At 56.0% G+C, this 15321-nt stretch carries 13 protein-coding genes; 8 read left to right on the top strand and 5 right to left on the bottom strand.

What is annotated here, in order from left to right; translation table 11 throughout:
• Genes ETAA8_RS08805 through glgX form a run of 3 tightly spaced genes read right to left on the bottom strand, consistent with a single transcriptional unit; the run spans position 1 to position 4602 of the window.
• Complete coding sequence (locus ETAA8_RS08805) at positions 1 to 1686, bottom strand: SulP family inorganic anion transporter (protein ID WP_145087580.1); 1686 nt, start codon at positions 1684 to 1686, stop codon at positions 1 to 3.
• 23 nt (positions 1687 to 1709) lie between these two features.
• Positions 1710 to 2516 carry a hypothetical protein gene (locus tag ETAA8_RS08800; protein WP_145087577.1) on the bottom strand — a complete coding sequence of 269 codons (807 nt, stop codon included), beginning with the start codon at positions 2514 to 2516 and terminating at the stop codon, positions 1710 to 1712.
• Between the two features lie 4 nt (positions 2517 to 2520).
• Complete coding sequence (gene glgX, locus ETAA8_RS08795) at positions 2521 to 4602, bottom strand: glycogen debranching protein GlgX (RefSeq protein WP_145087575.1); 2082 nt, start codon at positions 4600 to 4602, stop codon at positions 2521 to 2523.
• A 574-nt stretch (positions 4603 to 5176) separates the two neighbouring features.
• Here glgX and ETAA8_RS08790 point away from each other — a divergent pair.
• A complete protein-coding gene (locus tag ETAA8_RS08790) occupies positions 5177 to 7111 on the top strand; it encodes a DUF4914 family protein (RefSeq protein WP_145087573.1) in 1935 nt (644 codons plus the stop codon).
• Positions 7112 to 7229: 118 nt separating this feature from the next.
• Here the strand turns inward: ETAA8_RS08790 and ETAA8_RS08785 are convergent, their stop codons facing one another.
• Together ETAA8_RS08785 and ETAA8_RS08780 are read right to left on the bottom strand one after the other, a co-directional pair.
• A complete protein-coding gene (locus tag ETAA8_RS08785; RefSeq protein WP_145087570.1) occupies positions 7230 to 8675 on the bottom strand; it encodes a sigma-54-dependent transcriptional regulator in 1446 nt (481 codons plus the stop codon).
• An 8-nt stretch (positions 8676 to 8683) separates the two neighbouring features.
• A complete protein-coding gene (locus ETAA8_RS08780) occupies positions 8684 to 9913 on the bottom strand; it encodes a GAF domain-containing sensor histidine kinase (RefSeq protein ID WP_145087568.1) in 1230 nt (409 codons plus the stop codon).
• Between the two features lie 375 nt (positions 9914 to 10288).
• On the opposite strand from ETAA8_RS08780, the gene ETAA8_RS34480 reads away from it, so the two are divergent.
• The 7 genes from ETAA8_RS34480 to mgtE all read left to right on the top strand — a co-directional run bounded on the left by ETAA8_RS34480 (position 10289) and on the right by mgtE (position 15305).
• On the top strand, positions 10289 to 10438 hold the full coding sequence (locus ETAA8_RS34480) for a hypothetical protein (RefSeq protein WP_202921690.1): 150 nt from the start codon (positions 10289 to 10291) through the stop codon (positions 10436 to 10438).
• 180 nt (positions 10439 to 10618) lie between these two features.
• Complete coding sequence (locus ETAA8_RS08775; protein ID WP_145087566.1) at positions 10619 to 11113, top strand: CBS domain-containing protein; 495 nt, start codon at positions 10619 to 10621, stop codon at positions 11111 to 11113.
• Between the two features lie 58 nt (positions 11114 to 11171).
• The gene (locus ETAA8_RS08770; RefSeq protein WP_145087564.1) at positions 11172 to 11600 is read left to right on the top strand and encodes a GreA/GreB family elongation factor; all 429 of its coding nucleotides are present in this window, start codon (positions 11172 to 11174) and stop codon (positions 11598 to 11600) included.
• Positions 11601 to 11951: 351 nt separating this feature from the next.
• Complete coding sequence (locus ETAA8_RS08765) at positions 11952 to 12314, top strand: hypothetical protein (RefSeq protein ID WP_145087562.1); 363 nt, start codon at positions 11952 to 11954, stop codon at positions 12312 to 12314.
• Between the two features lie 460 nt (positions 12315 to 12774).
• Positions 12775 to 13386 (top strand): hypothetical protein, encoded by a 612-nt coding sequence (locus ETAA8_RS08760; protein WP_145087560.1) that lies wholly within the window; start codon positions 12775 to 12777, stop codon positions 13384 to 13386.
• Between the two features lie 213 nt (positions 13387 to 13599).
• Complete coding sequence (locus ETAA8_RS08755; RefSeq protein ID WP_145087558.1) at positions 13600 to 13779, top strand: hypothetical protein; 180 nt, start codon at positions 13600 to 13602, stop codon at positions 13777 to 13779.
• 173 nt (positions 13780 to 13952) lie between these two features.
• Positions 13953 to 15305, top strand: a complete 1353-nt coding sequence (gene mgtE / locus ETAA8_RS08750) for a magnesium transporter (protein WP_145087556.1) — start codon at positions 13953 to 13955, stop codon at positions 15303 to 15305.
• The last annotated feature ends 16 nt before the right edge of the window (positions 15306 to 15321 follow it).

Raw genomic sequence — 15321 nt, 5'->3', positions numbered from 1 at the left:
TTAGCTGGCAGGCCTCTTCTCCGAGAGCAAATCTGCAAGCGACTCCAATCGGGTAATCGGTCCGCTCTTCGCTTCTAAACCCTCGGCCCGGAGCATTTCCCTCACTGGGCCATGGGCCTCTACCACTCGAAAGATCACACCGCGGGAGTCAAATTCATCGTACATGCGGAGCAGCATGCGAGCGCCGGCGATGTCGACATACGGGACATTTGACAGGTCGCAAATGACCCGCTGCAACCCTTCGGTCGATTGGGCCCGCTGACGCACCACCTCTAATACATGGTCGACGTTGAAGTACAGCAAAGACGATTGAACGCGGAACACAATCGCGCCTTGAATTGGTTCGTTCTTCGAGTGACGAGCCAAGTCGGAGAAGCGGGGCGTACCCGGAATTCTGCCGAGAAATGCAATGTATGGCCGCGAGACTCTTCCCAGCAACATCAGAATGGAGGCGAGCACGGCGACCAGCACACCATCCAATACGCCCATCAGCAGGACGCCGCTAAAGGCAACACTTGCGGCTGCAAAATCCAGCCGGCTCGTCCGCCAAAGGTGCAGCAACTCCGGTACGTTGATAAGTCCCTTGACTGCGACGAGTACGACTGCGGCCAGCACTGCATCGGGTAGTGTCCGAAAAAACGCCGTCAGAAAAACCAGCACGATGCCAATCGACAGTGAGGCGAAGAGCAGAGACAACTGCGTTCTTGCACCAGCACGCTCATTGACCGCCGATTGCGACAGGCCACCAGCAATCGGATAGCCTTGAAACAGTCCTGCCAACAGACTCGCCGCGCCCAGACCCAGCAGCTCCTGACGAGGGTTCACATCGTATTTATGCTTGAGGGCAAATGTCCTCGCCGCCGAGACGCTTTCGATATACGAAAGCAGAAAGCAAGCCGAGGCCAGGCGGACAATTTGCTTGCCTTCAAGCAGCGTCAACTGCGAAACATCGAACGCTCGCCACTGAAACGAAGGAAGTCCCGCGGGTATAAATCCCACAATCTTTACACCGCGCTGATCGAGTTGCCAGAACCAAACCGCCACGATGGAGACGAGTACGACAAAGAGCGCAATCGGTCGCCTCGGCAAGAGTCGTTCCCCGGCGAGTAAAAAGGCAATCGCGCAAACTCCTACTGCCAGCGTCAACCAATGAGTAGCGTCTGCCTGCTGAATCAGTATCCAGACCCGCTCGAAGAAATCGTCTCCACCACCCTTTACGCCGAGTAGCTTTGGCAGTTGTGTGGCGGCAATCACCAGCGCAGCACCGGCCTTGAATCCTGTGAGAATGCTCTCGGATATGAAATTTACGAGCACACTGAGGCGCAATAGCCAAGCGACTGAGAACACGCAGGCCATCGCAACGGCCGTGAGCGATGCCAACACGGCCAATTTCTGCTGATCACTCGGGTCGAGTTCCAGCAGTGATACGCCCAGAAGTAAAGAGATCGCCGACGTAGGACCGATCGCAACATGTCGCGACGATCCAAACACCAGATAACCTATTCCACCCGCCAGATAACAATATAGGCCCATCTGTGGCGGCAACCCGGCCAGGGCGGCATAAGCTAGCGACACCGGAATTGCATAAGCGGCCAGAGTGATCCCCGCGATAAGATCGGCACTGATCCACGCACGGTCGTACCGTGGTAGCCAGTCGGTGATCGGCAGGAGGTTGCGGACATTCATCGGATTACTCCGCGGCGGTCAGGCTACCTGCCATCAGCTGCAACACCGCTGGGTCCGCAAATAATGCGATGTACTTTGGCGGCCAGTTCGCAGATGACGTCCCAGTTGCCGGAAATATCTTGAGCATGGGCCAGGTTGTTCCGCAGGTCTTGCAAGGCCTGCACAAAGCGTTCGACTTCAGACCGCGAGTGAAATCGCGTCCGTTCGCGTAGCCTCTCGTTGCGAGCTACGATTTGTCCTTTGTCGGCGAATTGCAGGCAATCCAAGAGCGAAGGCCGCTGTCCGCGGCTTTGCCGCAAAGCCTGGAGTTCACGAGCCTTGGCTAGACGACCGGCGGAAAGCTGATCCAGCCAAGTCTCACCTGGAAACAACTCGTCGATCAAATAAGTAACGCGTTGCTCGCTGATGGTGATCAAACCAAAGAGCCACATCCGCAGTGGTGGCTTTTCAATGGCAGCGCGCGGGATCACTCCCGCCACCTGACCAAAGGTTCGAACGAATAACCGTTCTTCCGAGTTGAGCAAACAAACAACATCACTGAGCGGTGCATCCGCGGCGACAACCTTAGCGCTTGCGAACTCAGCGCAGTTGTGCAAATCCAAAATGGTATTAAGATCTGCAGCTGTGATCCATTGCGCGATCAGGCCGTCGCGGCGAAACCCCAGCACATTCGCGCTGCGCGAAACAACGAGTTGCTGCGCGGTGGCAATCGCGGCTCCTTCATCTACCGACAAGAGCGGCTCTGCCAGATCGCGGGCGGTAAAGCCACGAATGAACCAGTCCAGCGCGTCTTCGGTAACCGCGTCTTTGGTAACTAAATGACTGCGCATAAGGTCAGACCGCATCCGATTCAGAGTTGTACGCAAACAGCATGACGACGGAACGAGAGGCTGCCGAATAGGAGCCCCCTAAATGCGCCGGAGATTCCTGCCACGGACAAATGTCGAGTGGAGAATCGAGGCCCGTGTCGATCCAGCGTCGCCACACCGACTTTTCCAGAACGGGCAACTCGAACTCCAGCGACTCCCAATAAGCATTCAAGATGAGATAGAACTGCAAGCCTTCCTGCCGAAGTTCGCCACTGAGAGCGATGCTTCGCGAAGCATCGCTCCAGTCGGGCTGATGCAACTTGACGCCATGCCAGGACTTGGTGGCTTCGCGCAGCATCGCGTTGACACTCAGGCGTTTTTGCTCATGCTCGACACTTCGCAGGGAGCGCCTTGCACAAAGTAAACTGAAAAAACGATGCACATCGGCGTGCTTGTCGAGCAGCGACCAGTCCAGCCAACTGAGTTCATTGTCCTGGCAATACGCATTGTTGTTGCCGTGCTGCGTTTGCCTTATCTCGTCTCCCATGAGGATCATCGGTACACCTAGTGAGAGCATGTTTACGGCAAGAAAATTTTTCACCTGCCGATTGCGATGCCGTTCGATTGTGGCATCTGCCGTCGGTCCTTCGACGCCACAGTTCCAACTGCGATTGTCATTTGCACCATCGCGATTGTGCTCGCCATTGGCCTCATTGTGTTTGTCGTTGTAGGACACCAGGTCATTGAGCGTGAAACCATCGTGGCAGGTGACAAAATTGATGCTCTGCTCGGCTTCTCGCTCCTTGTGCCCGTAAACCTCGGGACTGCCCACAATCCGATCGGCGACCGAGCGGACCGCCCCTGGTTCCCCACGAAAAAAGTCCCGCACATCATCGCGAAAACGGCCGTTCCATTCTTTCCACGCATCACCGACAAAGCTGCCTACTTGATACAACCCGGCAGCATCCCAAGCTTCCGCCAGCAACTTGGTGCCAGCCAGCGCCGGCTCGGATTCGATGTCCCACAGGACCGGTGCATTAGGCAAAGGCTGGCCCAGCGGATCGCGCGTGAGAATGGAGGCCAGATCGAAGCGAAAACCATCGACGTGCATTTCCTCGACCCAGTACCGTAGGCTGTCAACGATCATCCGACGGACAATCGGCTGATTTGCGTTGAGCGTGTTGCCGCAGCCCGTGTAGTTGGCGTAATGCCTGCCGCCGTGTTCCAGCATGTAATAGGTCGGGTTATCGATACCGCGAAAACTAAGCGTCGGGCCGCATTCGTTTCCTTCTGCTGTATGGTTGAACACAACATCGAGAATTACTTCGATATTCGCTCGATGCAGCGCTTTGACCATGTCGCGAAATTCATCAATGGGTCCAAGCGGATCGTGTCGCGAGCTATAGGCTGGATGCGGCGCAAAGAACGAGAGTGGCGCATAGCCCCAGTAGTTGGTCTTGCCTGGCGGGCAATCTTGAGCATCGAAGTGAAAGACAGGAAGTAGCTCGACGGCCGTGATTCCCAGTTGCTTCAAGTACGGAATCTTTTTGATTAAACCGGCATATGTGCCCAGCACATCTGCCGCAATTCCGGAATTTGGATTGCGGGTGAATCCACGCACGTGCATTTCATAAATGATTGTTTGCGCGGCAGGGCGCCGTAGTGGGCGGTCATCTTCCCAGTCGTACTTGCTGGGGTCGACGACAACACTCTTCATCGAGGGGGTGGGACATTGGCCAGATTGAGTCGCAGCGCCGCGGGAATAGTCAGCGGGAACGACCACCCCTTTACCGTAAGGATCGAGTAGCACCTTATGCGGATCAAATCGCAGGCCGCGGTCAGGCAAGTCGGGGCCCTGAACTCGGTAGGCATAGAGCTGACTAGATTTCAGCCGCGGCACGAAGCAGTGCCAGTAGTAATACGCTCGCTGAGTAACCGGATCGAGAGGCAGAATGTGACGCGGAGTTACATCGTCAACATCATCAAAAAGTAACAGCTCGACCGCCGTAGCCTGTCGTGAAAAAAGACAAAAATTGACTCCTTTGTGTTGAACTGTTGCTCCAAGCGGCCAAGTGCTTCCGGGTGCATGCGCTATTGACTTGCTCATCGGTTCCTTTGGGCCACTTTCTAGGCCTGATCGATTCTTCGAGTTGCAGCATAAGCCACTGCTGCGTTTGACCGTCGGCACAGCGGATCAGCGCGGCAACTTGGCTACTCAACACGAAACAAACGGCCGCGAGCCGTCGCCGAGAGCGGTTGTCGAGAGAAAACGACCGTGGTGTTTGTTCACGGCTCGACGTCTATCGCAGAAAACCCCCTGCAGCTTATCTCAGCGAAAAGTGAAGTCAATTCTGCGGCGTGTTTGGGCCAACTCGGTGTCTCTTCGAGAGATTGAGTTCGGCCGAAGCCTGTGAGAAATTACGAGTGCTCTTCCGCCTACGTTGCTTCTTTTGCCACCAGCAACTGGCACAAGAACTGTTAAGAACCTGTGCCAAGGGCGTGGAGATCGAGAATCGAATCTCCGTCGAGTACACCGAATCCAAACTCGCACCGATTGGTGACGCTTAGCTGGCGGGTCGCGCGCGTCAGCGTGACAATTCGCGATCGCTAGACGTTCTCCCGTTAAAAAGCTTGTCGTGCTAAATAAAAACTGACACCAAACCCCCTACAGAGCGATCAATATGTCCTTGAAGCATTTGCCCCAGATCACACTCTCGCATTCGGCATTATCCGTGCTTGAGGCGGCGGATCAGGAAAACCGCTTGACTCTCGTCGGGTCGGTTGAAGAATTGGTGGCACTCGCCGTTCCCAAGGAAAAATGTGACTCACAAGAATACTACACCGTCGGCTACGACGTTCCCGGCACTGGCTTTGTTGCCGAGGCGCGGGTTTGCCGCGTGCGTAATGGCATCGCTGCCAATTATCCGGAGCCATACATGCGCCGGCGAGATTCCGATTGCATGGTGATTGGCGACAAAGGTCCAACCGACAAGCCGACGTATAGCGAGCGTTTTGGAAAAGAATTTGCGCCCCTGCGACAAGAGACACTGGACTGGTTGAAGACGCAGCCTATCGCTTGCTTTTTCTTCGAGTCGGGTCTGCCCGGTCGGGCCATGAACGCAGTTGCGATCTGTCCAGCCAACGCAGGCTTCTTCGCTCTCGGGTTGGCCATGCTGCAAGGGATCGTCCCCTTGGAACGGATTCGGCAATTGGGCGCCGACTACCACCACCATGCCGTCCTTTATACCGCACCAGTCTTTCGTCATACGCATTTCAATGGCAAGCAAATCGTCGTACACAATCGACGCTTCGAGGAAGCCGGTTTGCACGAGTTGTTCAGTTACAACCTCTATCCAGGGCCTTCCGCCAAAAAGGGTGTTTATGGCATGCTGTTGACCGCAGGTGAACGAGGAGAAATCCCGTGGACCACGGCGCACTGCTCGACCGTTCTCGCGACAACGCCCGACAAGCATGTCACCGTAATCATGCACGAGGGGGCATCAGGCAGCGGCAAGAGCGAGATGTTGGAAGCCGTGCATCGCGACCCTGATGGCCGGCTGCGATTGGGAACCAATCTCGTCAACAACGAAACCCAATATGTCACTCTTCCGCAAGGGTGTGATTTGCGACCCGTAACCGACGACATGGCGCTTTGTCATCCCGATTTGCAGAAGCAGGATGGCACCGATCGCAAGTTGTCTTTGGTCGATGCGGAACAGGGATGGTTTGTTCGCGTCAACCACATCCAAAACTACGGCACCGATCCGGCGCTAGAGAGCTTAACCGTTCATCCGCCAGGACCGCTGCTGTTCTTGAACATGGAAGCCAAGCCAGGGGCTACCACGCTGATTTGGGAACACATTGAAGACAAGCCGGGCGTCCGCTGTCCGAATCCCCGGCTGGTAGTTTCTCGAGACTATATTCCAGGAGTGGTGAAAGAAGCAGTAACCGTCGATATTCGGAGCTTCGGCATTCGATGTCCACCCTGCACCCGCGAGAAACCCACATACGGCATCGTCGGCATGTTTCACGTGCTGCCCCCGGCGCTGGCTTGGTTGTGGCGATTGGTGGCCCCGCGCGGTCACGGCAATCCGTCGATCGTCTCGCAGGAAGGGATGCAGTCGGAAGGGGTCGGCTCGTATTGGCCCTTTGCCACGGGACGTCGCGTCGATCAAGCGAACATCCTGTTGCACCAGATCGTGGATACATCTTCCACACTGTTCGCGCTGATTCCTAATCAGCACATCGGCTCGTGGAAGGTTGGTTTTGCACCTCAATGGATTGCCCGCGAGTGCCTTGCCCGCGCTCGCGCGAAGCGAACCACGATTCCGAAGGATAATTTGATTGCCTCGCGTTGTCCCCTGTTGGGACACCATCCTCGCAGCCTGGAATTAGAGGGGCAAATGATGGCCCCCCAGTTTTTCGACGTGTCTGTTCAGCCCGAGGTCGGGGTGGAGGCCTACGATATTGGCGCTCAGCAGCTTACCCAGTTCTTCCACGAACAACTCGCACAATTCCGCAATCCCGAGCTTGATCCGTTGGGGCATCAAATGATTACCGCGTGCTTAGACGGGGCTTCGATTGAGCAGTACGAAGCACTGACCAAGCCGGCTTAACCACAGGCAGGTGAGTCGATGCGCCAAAGCGAAAAGAAGCAGGAGCCATTTGGAGCGCCCATATCAGCACGATATATTTCCAAAGCATGCCCGCCCGAGCGAAGGAGGTCTGTTCGTGTCAGAGGCCTTCCGTTGATGCGCGAGTTTGATCACCTGACAGCCCGAGTGATTGCAGCTTTGATCGCAATGTTGCCCGCGTGATCCCCAATATCCTGGCAGCTTTCGAGAGGTTTCCACCGGCGTGTTCGAGTACGAGCTTCAGCAGGTGACAATCCGTAATCGCTTGGAATTCGGCATACAGAGATGTGGACTCGGCGCTTAACCGCTGCTGGATGAACGTGGACAAGGCGGTCAAGTCCATCTTCGAGGAAGCTGACTGGTCCGAAGCGTCCGGCCGGTTGCGCACTGCACTGGGAAGAAACTCTGGTAACAAAACAGGACCAGTTGCCTGGAGTAGTGCCTGTTTGATCACGCTCTGGAATTCGCGGACGTTGCCCGGCCACGGATACTGCGTCAACAACTTCATGGTCTCTTCTGCGACACTTTGCACATTCGTATTTAATTCCTTCGCGAAGCGATACATAAAATGCTGTGCGAGCAGGGGCACATCGTCTCCGCGTTCCCGGAGCGCTGGTAGCCGAATCGTGAAGACGTTCAGCCGATAAAAGAGATCGCCGCGAAAGGTTCCTTCCGCAACCATCTTTTCCAGATCGCGATTCGTCGCCGCGACAACACGAACATTGGATCGGATAACCTCGTTCCCGCCGACACGTTCGAACTCCTGCCCTTGGAGAACCCGCAAGATCTTGGTTTGCGTCAGCGGAGACATATCGCCAATTTCATCCAGAAACAGCGTACCGCCGTTGCATTGCTCGAACTTGCCGATTCGCCGCCGATCTGCCCCGGTAAATGCTCCTTTTTCATGCCCGAACAACTCGCTTTCCAGCAGGGCGTCGGGAATCGCCGCGCAATTGATCGCCAGGAACGGCCCCTTCGCACGTCTGCTGTAATGGTAGATCGCCCGAGCAACCAGTTCCTTCCCGGTGCCGCTTTCACCCAAAATGAGCACCGTGACATCTTGCGAGGCAACGCGTCCAATGGCTTTGTAAACCGTTTGCATGGCGGGGCATCGTCCCACCAATGCGTCTGGTGCATCAGTGTGTTCGGGCCCCTCGGCAATCACCGGCGGAATCTTCATCAACCGGCTGATTTCAAACGCTCGGTCGACCAAGTCCAGCAGTTGATCGAGCTCCAACGGCTTGAGCAAGTATTCATAGGCTCCGAGTTGCATCGCCTCGATGGCAGTGGCTGTCGTCCCATGCCCCGTGATGAAGATGACCGGGACGCGTGAATCGAGCTCCTTAATCTGGCGAAACAACTCCAGGCCTGACTGTCCGGCCAAATCGACATCGAGGATGGTCACATCCGGATTGGCGGCTTGAACTTGGGCAAGTCCTTCGGCGGCAGACGATGCTGTGATCAAGTTCACCTCGTCGGCCGGAAAGGCACGTCGAAAGAAATGCAAGATCGACGGTTCGTCGTCAACAACAAGCAGAGTTGGCACGGTTTCCCCTATCGACAATCAGCTGTGTGATCGGGACGTTCACTGGGAGCAACAGGCAGGCGCAATAAAAAGCAAGCTCCCTCAAGGGGAAGATTGTAGGCCGTCAGTGCCCCACCGTGTTCCTCGGCAATCCGACGCGATAAAGGCAATCCCAGGCCGACGCCTGTTTCCTTGCTGCTGACAAACGTCTCGAACACCTTAGGCAAAATTTGCGGAGCGATGCCGTGTCCAGTGTCTCGGACATAGACTTCCAGGTGACCATCTCGCGGCGGGCTTAGCTCGACTTCTAAAGCGCCGCCCTGGGGCATCGCGTCTAGCGCGTTAAGCACTAGATTGAGTAACAACTGCTGAATCTGATCGGCATCTATCTCCGCTTGAGCAGTCGGCTCGTGCTGCTGAAACTTTAGCTCAACGTGTTGCTTACGCGAACGACCGCCGACAAGTGCCAAAACTCTGCCGACGATGGGGCCAATTTCCTGGCGACGGCGGTCAGGTTGCGGCGGGCGGGCAAAGTCGAGAAATGTTTGCAATGTCATTTCCATCCGGCGAATCTCATGCTCGATGATCGCCAAGTCATCCGCTGGGAGGCCACGCGCCACTAGCTCCCGCAGATTCACCTGAATCAGCCCCTTAATCGACGTCAGTGGATTTCGGAGTTCATGGGCTACCCCAGCCGCGACCTGGCCGATGGCCATCATTTGCTCAGCGCGAAGCATTTTCTCGTTGCTCTCACCCTGACTTAGGCGCGAGCGCTCAATGCGTGCCGAAAGAAAGCTGGCAATCACCTGCAACCAGGCTGTTTCTTCAGAAGTGAACAACCGAGGCTGGCAACTGTGTGCGCCCAACACGCCGAGCGGACGATCTTGGCCTAACAACGGAACGGTCAAAGTGCTCACCACGCCGTGTTCGTGCAACAACGGCGAAACGACAAAGCGGTCATCGCTGCGCAAATCGCTGATGGCCAGAGGCGTTAACGTGCGGATGACATAACCGGCCGCTGTTTCACTACCCATCTCGATGGTCGCACGGCCGATGATTCCCTCCTTCCAGCCCGCGCCAGCTTGGAAAACTACATTACCGTCGGGCATTAGCTGCAGAAAGCTGCTGAATTCCACGTGCAAGTGTTCGCAAATCGCCTCAGCCATCTGTGCGAGCAGGGACTCGAAGTCGTAGTCGGTAACTGCCCAGCGGCCGATTTCCGCTGCTACTTCCATTCGCGTGTGAGAATCGGGTGTCATTAAACTGTCAGTTCAAGAGTGACGACTGGCGCGAATCGAGGTGCTACGCATTGTAGTCGCCTTTACCTTGACTTGGTTTAGGCTGTGGCACAGCGTTTGTATTAGCTGCATTGCATGAGGAGCCAGCAACTTAGAAATCCGAAGTTCGCGAGGTCTGCGACGGCAATTAACTGTTCTGAGTGCCTTGAGGGAACGGTCCAGAGCGTGGACACACTGGGACGGGAGATCGCTGTCCTGCTTCCAATCGGGCTAAAAGTATTCTACGTGCCACCTGACTGCCCCATCTTTTTGCGAGGTGAACGAATCAAGCTGCGAATCGTACAGGCGCAAGATGCTGTCCGGATAACTTTCGAAAAAAGCCGCGGTGTTTTCGTTGTGAAACTCCTTGAGATTGGCCCGCTGCTGGTCGCTCCTGCCCTCGGCGATGAACTTGCAAGTATCGCGCAAAGTTTTGCCAGGCGTGGGCGAAAACTTGCCGAAGACGCGACCGAGGGCATTGCCGATACTCCACCGAAGAATTCTTGACGCGCTCAGTTCGGGGTTGAAACAGCAAGTTATGTCGTTCTGTCTGCGCAAGACGCCGGATTTAGGTCCAGTAACTGGGGCCAGGTTTCAATATCGCTGGAGCGGCATGACGATTGCTATATCGGTATTGCAGTAGCAACAACTTTCGTCCGTCATCTTGCCCCGGAAAAGGAGCCTCCCATGACCACTTTTGCGTCGACAATCGCAACACAGGCCATGATGCTTCGCCCGTTAACGGCAGCCGATCTGATGACGCATGATCCGCTGTCGTTTGATAAGTACACGCCAATTCAGAAAGCCAGTGCGCTACTCCAGCTGCATGCACTGGAGGCAGCACCGGTAGTGGATGAACTCGGCCGGCTGGCGGGCGTAGTGACACTGGCGGCGTGCGCGGCCTGGGATGAATTCACGCTGCGTTCTTCGCCTCAGAGCTTCGTGGAGCAATCGCACGACTGGACCTCGGTGACCGAGATTGCCCACCCAGCTGTGGAAAGCACCCGCCGTACGACTCCCGTCCACGAGGTCGTGAATCGTCTTATGCAGGGGCCAGTACGGCGGCTCTACGTAATCAACGATCGGAATGAACTAGTCGGAGTGATCAGCATGCCCGATGTGCTGCTCCACCTGACTAAATCTGGTCACCCGCGCAGCGCCGAACCCGCCTGTTCTTGCTAATCGGCCCTCTGCCCAAGTGTTCCCGCTACTTTTCCTTTTTGGATCGGAGTCTCTCCTCATGCGCTCGCAGAACATCATCATCTCGTCGACGGATCGCGATCGATTGCTCAAGCTGATCGATTCGGCCCGCCTCGATCGCCGCATCGCGTGGCAAAACATCGAAGCTCTTGAACGCGAACTGGTGCGCGCCACGATTACCTCGCCCGAAGAGCTACCTCGCAGTGTGGTCGCGCTAAATTCGACTGTCTGGCTTCGCGATCTCGATACCGAGGAACTCGAGCGATACATGCTCGTTCTTCCGCACGAAGCCGATGTGGTCCGGCAGCGCATCTCGGTTTTGGCTCCAATCGGCACGGCGATCCTTGGATACCGCCTGCGTGACATCATCGAGTGGCCCGTTCCCCAGGGAAAATCGCGGCTGGAAATCGTTAAGGTCTCCCAAGCGAAAGTCGGTTGCGAGGCAGACACGGAGGGATTGCTCGTGTAGTCGAGTCCACTTGTGCGCAGATTTCCGCGGAAGGAGTTACGCATGAATGCAATTTTCCCCTTACGTCCCCCTTTGAGTTTGCGCCGATTGCCAGTGACGTGGAACCTCACTTGCGCGGGCGATTGTGGCAGTTTGCGATCAAACAGGGAGAGAAAAGGCTGATTCTGTGCCCTGGATTTCCTGTCGCTCAATTGCCGCCGCATATACACCCGCCGATTACTCCGGTTAACGGACACCCAGCGGGGGTAGGCACTGAATGACGCCGTAGATCGTATGCAGTTATTCGCTTGCAGGGCTTGCCGGCCCGCGGCTCTCCCACGTTAACAACTACTTGAATATCTGGAGGAAACAATGTGGATCACCATTCGTACGAAAAGCACAACGCTCAGTCCTCGCCAGCGACGCAATGTGGAAGCTTTTATCCGTCGCACCTTTCAACGCGAACAGGAGAAAATCGCCAGCTGCGTGCTGACCATCGGACCGACCAAGGTTGGTGGCGGCGAAACTGGATTTTCGTGCCATCTAAAGCTCTGGTCGTCATTGCTGGGGTCGGTCGTGGTTCGGGATGCGGCAGACACGATTCGCTCGGCAGTTCAAACAGCTGCACTGCGAGCTCGGCACGCTGCGCGTCGCCAACTGCACAAACGTGGCAGCCAATCTCGCCGCCTCGGGCATCATCAACTCAGCCGCTGGCTGACTGGCTTAGTGGAGTGAACAAGAACGTAATAAGGGAGCTGCTATGAACAGGTTTGCCTTAACTTTGTGTCCCGGCGCGGAAGCTCTTTCGTGGTGCAAGTTCCGCCAAATCCATCCGCCGTATTCAATCGCGCTCGACGGCTATGTAAACGGAGGCTCACAGTATGACGCTCGGGGGCCGTGGCTCAATCTTGACCATCACGCCGACGTAGACCGACTCGCCACCCGCGCCACGTGTTCGCAAGTCTGGTTGTGTATCCGACAGGGGTTGTTCGAGGCGTTTCGAGACCGTGAAGGACCTCGCGCTCAGGTTTATGCCAATGATTGCGACGAGGATGTATGCCTGTCTTGGTTCTTGCTTCAAAATCCACAACTTGTCTGCCATCCTTCCAACGCGAGACTGGTGAAGTTGGTTCAGTCCGTGGATCTGCTTGACACGACAGGGGGTGCCAATCTGCAACCACTGGATGGACAACTTATGAGCGAACTCGCGTGGGTTTTCGCGCCCTATCGGCAGGCCAAGTTAGAGGGAACACTTGATCAGCCCCAGGCGGCTTTACAGCGTTCGATCATCGATCAAGTGGGACAACGAATTGGCGACCATCTGGCTGGCAAGGGGCAGTTGCTTCCACTCGACACTCGTTACGAGCGGATCGGCGGTGGCAAAGGCTGGGCACTAGTACACGAGATCGGCCCCCAGTCACGAGCGGGCATGGTGGCGGATGGAATTCGAGCATATGTTTCCGTCCGGCCTTTGGCGAACGGCGCCTGGTCGTATGCGATCGGGCGGGTTTCTCCGTTTGTACCATTCGATGTACCGGCCATCTTGTACGAATTCAACGTGACGGAGGATTTCCGGCGCGGCAGATGGGGCGGAGGCAATCTTGTCGGTGGTAGCCCTCGACACCACGGGAGTGCATTATCGCCGCAGGAAATCACGGAAATTGTGAACCGCATTGTCAGCCAGAAGCTTCCTAGTTTGATTGGAGGCCAATGGAAGCCGCGTCGTGCGACAGCATCTGGGTCATCAGCATCCGATCGAAGACGCCTACGGCACCGTGAGATCTCGGGAGTATCAGTTGTCTCGTGAAGGAACACGACATGAATGCCAGTCAATTTGCATGTGACAAGCTTGCGTTACTCCGGTGGGAGAATGAGGGCGGCTGCGTGGATACAAGACAGCAGTCTCCACGTGGTAAGCATTGCGTTGAACGAACTATTGCCACACCTCGAAGTTCGTGAACATACGCAACATTTGCCGCATTGCCATTTGTTTTCCAATAGAACGTTGAAGGGAGCTCCGATGATCAATTCACTTTATCGCACTCGTACAGCTGCCGCTGACGAAAAGGAACTTGAAAGGTACGAGCCAATTTACGGCTTGCCGAAGAACTCGCTGGATGAATGGCTTGCTTGCAATCCATTACTCAAGCAAGAGTATCAGGCGAGGCTCCGCGCTTTCCAATCGCGCTACCAACGCTGACTACCACGCCCGTTGTGCATCAGGCATCGCATGCCACGAATTGATTCTCGCTCATCTAATCGAGGGATGTCGCGGGTCCCGGTGAACTCACTCCAAGACCAAACACGCCGCGCACAAGCATCGCTGCTATAGTTGAGCGTTTCGCAATCTTGAGCGGCAATAAAGCAACTCCCATGAGCGACTCTAATTTGGCACAGTTCGACGACCTGCTGCGGAGACAAGTTGCATCAGATCTCACTGAATTCCTCGCGAACCTACCCCCTGGCGAGGCCAAGCGACTTGCGACTCGCTTGGAGGCCAATGCCCAGGGACAACTCTTCACGCTGCTGCCACTTGGCGATGCTGCGCAACTGCTGCACGAGATGGCGATTGTTCAAGCTGCTGAAGTGCTATTGCACTTACAGGTCGAACGGGCGGCGGAACTGCTGGGTACGTTTCCGAGCAATGAGCAGGCAGATTTAATTGCTGAGCTAAAATCCGCTGCCGCCCCAATCCTGGCCGCGCTGCCACGTGATGTTGCCCAGAGTGTGCTGAAATTGAGTCAGTATCACGCGGATACGGCGGGCGGTCTGATGATCGCCGAGTTCCTAGCCTTTGCTGAGTCCACGCTCGTTGAGGATGTTATTGAAGATTTGCGCCTGAACGCAGTCATGTATTCGCGGTTCCATGCGCAATACACCTACGTCGTTGATGCGGAGCAGCGCCTGACGGGAGTGTTACGCTTGCGAGACCTCCTATTAGTGGAGCGTACTATCCCCTTGCGAGAGATAATGACTCGCAGCCCTCTGCGGGTGCCTGCCGATATGCCGCTCGATGATTTGCTGCGATTGTTTGACCGCCATCCGTATTTTGGTTTGCCAGTTGTGGACTCAGTGGACCGGCTGTTAGGCGTTGTGCTTGCCACGGATGTTGAAGAAGCGTTGTCGGAAAGCTTGGATCGTCGGATGCTGCTGGCCAGCGGTGTCTGGAGCGGTGAGGAATACCGCAGCATGAATTGGACCAACCGAGTGATGCGGCGCTTCCCTTGGCTGGCCGTAAGTCTACTTCTCAGCCTCGTCGCGGCCAGCGTAATCGGCTGGTATGAAGAAACATTGACGGCGGCCATCGCGCTGGCGGTGTTCCTGCCCGTCATTTCTGGCATGGGCGGCAACTCTGGCAATCAAGCGCTCGCGGTTAGCATTCGCGAGTTGTCACTCGGGTTGGTGCAGCCTCGTGAATTCTTGTGGGTGGTTCGCAAAGAAGCCATCGTCGGCATCGTCAATGGCGTCATTCTGGGAATCGCGATTGCGAGCGTTTGTTTGATCTGGCAGCGCAATCTGCTGTTAAGCGTGGTGGTCGGCGTCGCGATCATCGTCAATACGCTGGTCGCGGCTTGCCTTGGTGGAATTCTCCCGCTTGCGCTGAAGCGGTGGAAACTCGATCCCGCGCTGGCCTCGGGCCCCATTCTGGCCGCGATCACGGATCTCTGCGGCTTTTTGGTAGCCCTGCTCCTGGCGGACAATCTTTTGCCGCGCGGTGGTCAATAGTTGCCCGCTCGGCGCG

Source organism: Anatilimnocola aggregata, assembly GCF_007747655.1.
Lineage (GTDB): Bacteria > Planctomycetota > Planctomycetia > Pirellulales > Pirellulaceae > Anatilimnocola > Anatilimnocola aggregata.
The sequence above is the reverse complement of the archived record's forward strand: the minus strand, read 5'-3'. Positions and strand labels throughout refer to the sequence as shown.